At 68.0% G+C, this 4476-nt stretch carries 5 protein-coding genes and 1 pseudogene; 4 read left to right on the top strand and 2 right to left on the bottom strand.

All coding sequences use genetic code 11. From position 1 onward, the window contains the following. Positions 1-166 precede the first annotated feature (166 nt). On the top strand, positions 167-547 hold the full coding sequence (locus ACIQ8J_RS35750) for a hypothetical protein (RefSeq protein ID WP_403278298.1): 381 nt from the start codon (positions 167-169) through the stop codon (positions 545-547). On the opposite strand, the gene ACIQ8J_RS35755 is transcribed toward ACIQ8J_RS35750, so the two are convergent. Further along, complete coding sequence (locus tag ACIQ8J_RS35755) at positions 525-1118, bottom strand: TetR/AcrR family transcriptional regulator (protein ID WP_403278300.1); 594 nt, start codon at positions 1116-1118, stop codon at positions 525-527. The two genes, ACIQ8J_RS35750 and ACIQ8J_RS35755, sit on opposite strands and share 23 nt — an antisense overlap. Positions 1119-1533: 415 nt before the next feature. On the opposite strand from ACIQ8J_RS35755, the gene ACIQ8J_RS35760 reads away from it, so the two are divergent. Both ACIQ8J_RS35760 and ACIQ8J_RS35765 read left to right on the top strand, forming a co-directional pair. Next, positions 1534-1953 carry a VOC family protein gene (locus ACIQ8J_RS35760; protein WP_403278301.1) on the top strand — a complete coding sequence of 140 codons (420 nt, stop codon included), beginning with the start codon at positions 1534-1536 and terminating at the stop codon, positions 1951-1953. Positions 1954-2017: 64 nt separating this feature from the next. Continuing rightward, complete coding sequence (locus ACIQ8J_RS35765) at positions 2018-2404, top strand: VOC family protein (protein WP_403278303.1); 387 nt, start codon at positions 2018-2020, stop codon at positions 2402-2404. 391 nt (positions 2405-2795) lie between these two features. On the opposite strand, the pseudogene ACIQ8J_RS35770 reads toward ACIQ8J_RS35765, so the two are convergent. After that, positions 2796-3101 (bottom strand): annotated as a pseudogene (locus ACIQ8J_RS35770) (ankyrin repeat domain-containing protein); the annotation flags it as partial. Between the two features lie 268 nt (positions 3102-3369). Here ACIQ8J_RS35770 and ACIQ8J_RS35775 point away from each other — a divergent pair. Continuing rightward, the gene (locus ACIQ8J_RS35775; RefSeq protein WP_403608147.1) at positions 3370-3867 is read left to right on the top strand and encodes a hypothetical protein; all 498 of its coding nucleotides are present in this window, start codon (positions 3370-3372) and stop codon (positions 3865-3867) included. Positions 3868-4476 lie beyond the last annotated feature (609 nt).

The raw sequence follows: 4476 nt of genomic DNA on the forward strand, positions 1-4476 counted from the left end.
GGTCAGACCCCCACCCTGCGCATACCGCATATCAACGGCATACCGCAGGGATCACCCACCGTCACCCCCGACACCAACCCGAAAACCTCAGTAGGAGCCTACTTACCTCGGCAGATGGTAAAGGGGGGTGTTGCCGCCGTCCCCCTCGCCAGTCAGCCCTCGTTGCATGATCGAGTCGCAGGTACTGGCAGCGGACGACTGGCCCAGGTGGCGTGAGTTGAGGTTGGTGGCGCTCGCTGAGGCCCCGTATGCGTTCGGGGCCAGGCTCGCCGACTGGCAGGGCGATGCCGACCGCGAGGAGCGATGGCGAGGCCGGCTGAGCATTCCCGGCTCGTACAACCTCCTGGCCGCCCTCGACGGAAACCCGGTCGGCATGGCCAGCGGCGTCCCGGGGCCCGGGGAGGGCGTCGTCGAATCTGGCGGGCGGGGGGAACACATCCTGGTGAAGAGGCTCCAGCCACGAACAGAGCGCGGCGCGTGCAGTGTGCCGGCGCCGGACTCCTGGCGCCTCTACGGAGGCGAGCTCATGACCCGGCTCGTGCAGTGACGGGGTGGGGTGTGAGGACGCGGCGGAGGATGTCCTCGATCTCGGTGCGTGTGGGTGGTCGGGTTCCGGCCAGGCCGTGGAGGGTGAGGCCGGTGGCTGCGGCCGCGGTGGCGTTGGCGGTGAGTGGGTCGGTGAACCGGCTCAGCACCTCGGCGGTCGCCTGGGCGTACCGGTCGGCGAGGGGTCGCAGAGCGGGGCGGCGCAGCGCGGCCACGTACAGCTCGAACTCCAGGACCTGCTGGCCGCGTTGGGGGCCGAAGCAGCCCATGAGGGCGTCGGTCAGCAGCACGACGAGTTGCTCGGTGGTGAGGTCGGGGCGCTGCCCGGCCCAGTCGTCCAGGTAGGCGGCGTAGCGGTCGACGGATCGCCGCAGTGCTGCCTGGATGAGGTCGTCCTTGGTGGCGAAGTGGTATGTCGTGGCTCCGAGCGGCACCCCGGCCTCTGCGGCGACCGCCCGGTGGGTCAGTCCCTCGATGCCGCGTGCGGCGATCACGCGCTCAGTGGCGGAGACGATCTCCGCGATCCGCCGGGCGGGATCCCGGCGCCGCCGGCCGGGGGTGTCGTGGGGCACGGTTCCGGACTCCTTCGCGTTCCTGGTCAATGAGAACAGATGCAAGTACATACGTACTGTACTGCTCACCCGGAACAAAGGCCCGCCAGGGCGGCGCCCCGGCGCCCCCCTTCCGGGCCCGTAACTGACGGGGCCGTTCCCGCACCAGAGGGTATGCGGCACTACAGCAGGACGAGACCGCACGGATGGATCTCCGGAGGCCCCCAGAGATCTCCGACCCTCCAGAACGAGGCGTATGCCCGAATTGCGCATCGCTCGGAACGGCTGTACTGTACTGATGTACCACTAAGGGCGGGGTGACGAAGGGCAGCGCCCGTACGTACCGGGCCGCTCGATCACCCGCCCCCCACGTCCCGCCGGGGAGCGCATGAGCCGGGATGCCGTCCTGCCCCGCCCCGTCCCACGGAGTGATCTGATGACCAGCACTGCCATACAGCCCGCCGTCACCGGCCGTGTGACCTCGTACGCGTTCTGGGGCCCGGACGGCAAGGCGCTCGCCGAGTTCTACGCCGCCGCCCTGGGCTGGAAGGTCACCCAGGAGTTCCCCGACGAGCACGGCGTCCCCACCGCCTTCTACGTAACCGACGTCACCGGCACCGCGGCGTTCGTCTTCTGCACCGCCCGGAACTTCAAGGCCCCCAACTGGCCCGAGGACGAACTCCCCTTCCACCTCGACCTGGCCTTCGGCGACATCGCGGCCGCCGAGAAGCGCCTGCTCGAACTGGGCGCCACCAAGCCCGGCCACCAGCCGGGCGGCACGCACTGGACTGTCCTCCTGGACCCCTCCGGCCAGCCCTTCTGCATCAGCACCGGGGCCTGCGCCCCGACCGCCTAGCCCCACCCCCGACCAACCCGACCCGGCAGTCTCCGTACGCGGGACGCCACCGAAAGGAAAGACCATGGGTTACGCACCCTGTTTCAGCGTCAAGGACACTTCGGCCAGCATCGCCTTCTACGAGAAGCTCGGCTTCACCGTGGACTCCAGCGGCGCCAAGCCCGGCGACGACATCCACATGCTGTTCTACGCCGGCGAATTCTGCGGAATGCTCTACAGCAACGCTGACCTGAAGAACTGGCTGCCCGTCCTCGCGGACACCCCCATCGGCTTCGCCGGCATGCACTACTTGGGCGTCGACGACCTCCAGGCCGCGCACGACCGGATCGCTCAGTACGCCGAGATCGTCAAGCCCCTTGCCGAGCACAATGGCATGCGCCTGTTCTACTTCCGAGACATCGACGGCTATGTAATCGGCGTCAACGAGAAGTCGGCCGCCCCCGCCGTCTAGGGCAGGCCGATGGGTGTCGGCGGCCCACAGCGCATGGCTGAACGACGAGGACCTCAAGTCCCGGGGACAATCGCCCCGTTCTTCGTTCACGACCGCAGCCGGATGGTGAGTGCCTGCACGAGCTGCATGCCCGCGGCGCCGTCCTGGTCGAGGAGATCGAGGAGGGCGTCCCCCTCCTGCACTTCGTGGGCCGGCGCCCGAAACGCCCGGCGACCCTTTTGCCCTCGTAGTGGAGTCTGCCCAGCGCCCCGGTGAGCCGGATGGCTTCCGCAGCCGCCGCGCCCTCCGCATCGGTGAGGCGTTCGCCGGCCGGCACGGCGAACAGGTCGGGTGCCGGTTCGGCCAGGCTCAGCCGCCCCGGCGCCCAGTCACCGATGGACTGCCGCCACGGATCGGCTCCGGCGGCGGCAAGGGCCCTTGCGTTGTCCGGCCGTCTGGCCACGACGGCCTCCCACAACGCCGTCACTCCGTGCTCCAACGCGTCCACGTCCGCAACCAGCCGGGCCAGCTCCGCAACAACCTCCGGAGAGCCGGACACCGCAGCACGGTGCAGGGGCCGCCCACCGCTCCATTCCTCTGGGGTGGCGCCCTGGTCGAGTCGGTGGCGGATGTCGGCGTAGTCCGTCCAGTCCCGCCCCACACCGGCCCAGGCGTCGCCCTGCGCTGTCACGGTGTCCCTTCCACCAGCAATCCGCATGGCTCCTCACGAGCCCCCGTACCCACACGCTCGCACACAGGTCTGACAGCACTCCTGCTTCACCTCGCTCGCGCACCACCGACAGGGGCTGCTGACGCTGCGCCGCCGCAGAGTGTCCTGCCCCGCATGCATGCCGCGTGACTCAAATACGGCGGCACAGCACCAAAGCGCCCCTATGTTCGAAGCGCACGCAGCGGACCCGGCCACATAGATGGAGCAGACCTTGGAATCGCCACCACCGCCCAGCCAGTCGCAGAGGTCGGGGCGCATGGTAGGGCTCTTCTGGATCGAAGCGGAGGAGGTGTTTCTGGGCGTTCCGCCTGTCGCACCGATACCTGGCGTACTTCTGTCACCGACGGGCCTGCAGATCACCGGCGCCGACCCGCAATCCTGGCCCTGGTCGACTGTGATGGACGTAGAGGTGACCGAGGTGCCGGTCCGCTCAGCTGTCACGCGATGGGCCACCCGCGCCGCGACGGTCGCCGCGGCGGTCCTGGATTTTTGGGTTCCGGGCAGTCCGCCCGAGATGACCGTGACAGTCAGCACGATGCAAGGAGAGCATCACCACACGCCGGTTCTCTCCGGCGCCGCGACCGCGTACACCCAACGCGAAGTCGACCTCTCACACGCGCTGCTCGCACACTTCGTCCGCGGCAGCGCATCGCCCGGCGCACTGACAGCGTGGTGGAAGGAGACCCAGCCCGTCGAAGTCCTGCGCTCCCGCCAACGAGAAGCCGTACTCGAACACTGGCTGGCCAAGGCCTGACGAACCGCATGGGAGCGACGACGCACCGATGCGCGACCGCCCAGAGCAACGCATGACGATGGCTGCCCCGAGCCCACGATGGTCACCGCCTGCCAGCCTTGCCCCTCACCCGCCGGCCGCCTCTGAACGAGAAGAGTTGCCTCAGAATATGGACACCACCGCGGAGAGCAAGCCAACCGGCCCACGTATGATTCTCGCCTTTGACGGGGACTGCGGCTTCTGCCAGGCCGCCATCGACGAGATCCGCAGCCGGGCCATGCCCCGGATAACTGCCGCACCCTGGCAGGCCCTTCCTGAAGAAGGTAGGGAGGGGTGGCTGTCTTGTCCTCTGTGCCGGTTTCGGGTTGTGCGCCGTGTGATCGGGGTTCTGAGTATGAATCTGTCGTCACGGATGCCCCTGGCTGTTATCAGTGCGTGTTATGCACTGTCACTCCAAAGACACAGGTTATGCGAGAGCTGTACCTTGCCGGCGTGTCTGTTGTGGGGGGTCAAAGCGTTTGCCGTGCCGGGCAGTTGATGGGCGTCGTGTGTTTTGCATTTGTGGGTGCGTCATCTGTTTTCACTGCTGTGGGGGCGGTTGTGGTGGGTGTTTGGTGTTGATGGTGTCGT

The organism is Streptomyces sp. NPDC094147 (assembly GCF_044764265.1).
Lineage (GTDB): Bacteria > Actinomycetota > Actinomycetes > Streptomycetales > Streptomycetaceae > Streptomyces.

What these genes read in the sequence shown, in the direction of transcription:
- ACIQ8J_RS35750 (WP_403278298.1), top strand. Translation starts at nt 167, where the DNA reads ATGATCGAGTCGCAGGTACTGGCAGCGGACGACTGGCCCAGGTGGCGT.
- ACIQ8J_RS35775 (WP_403608147.1), top strand. Translation starts at nt 3,370, where the DNA reads ATGGTAGGGCTCTTCTGGATCGAAGCGGAGGAGGTGTTTCTGGGCGTT.
- ACIQ8J_RS35765 (WP_403278303.1), top strand. Translation starts at nt 2,018, where the DNA reads ATGGGTTACGCACCCTGTTTCAGCGTCAAGGACACTTCGGCCAGCATC.
- ACIQ8J_RS35760 (WP_403278301.1), top strand. Translation starts at nt 1,534, where the DNA reads ATGACCAGCACTGCCATACAGCCCGCCGTCACCGGCCGTGTGACCTCG.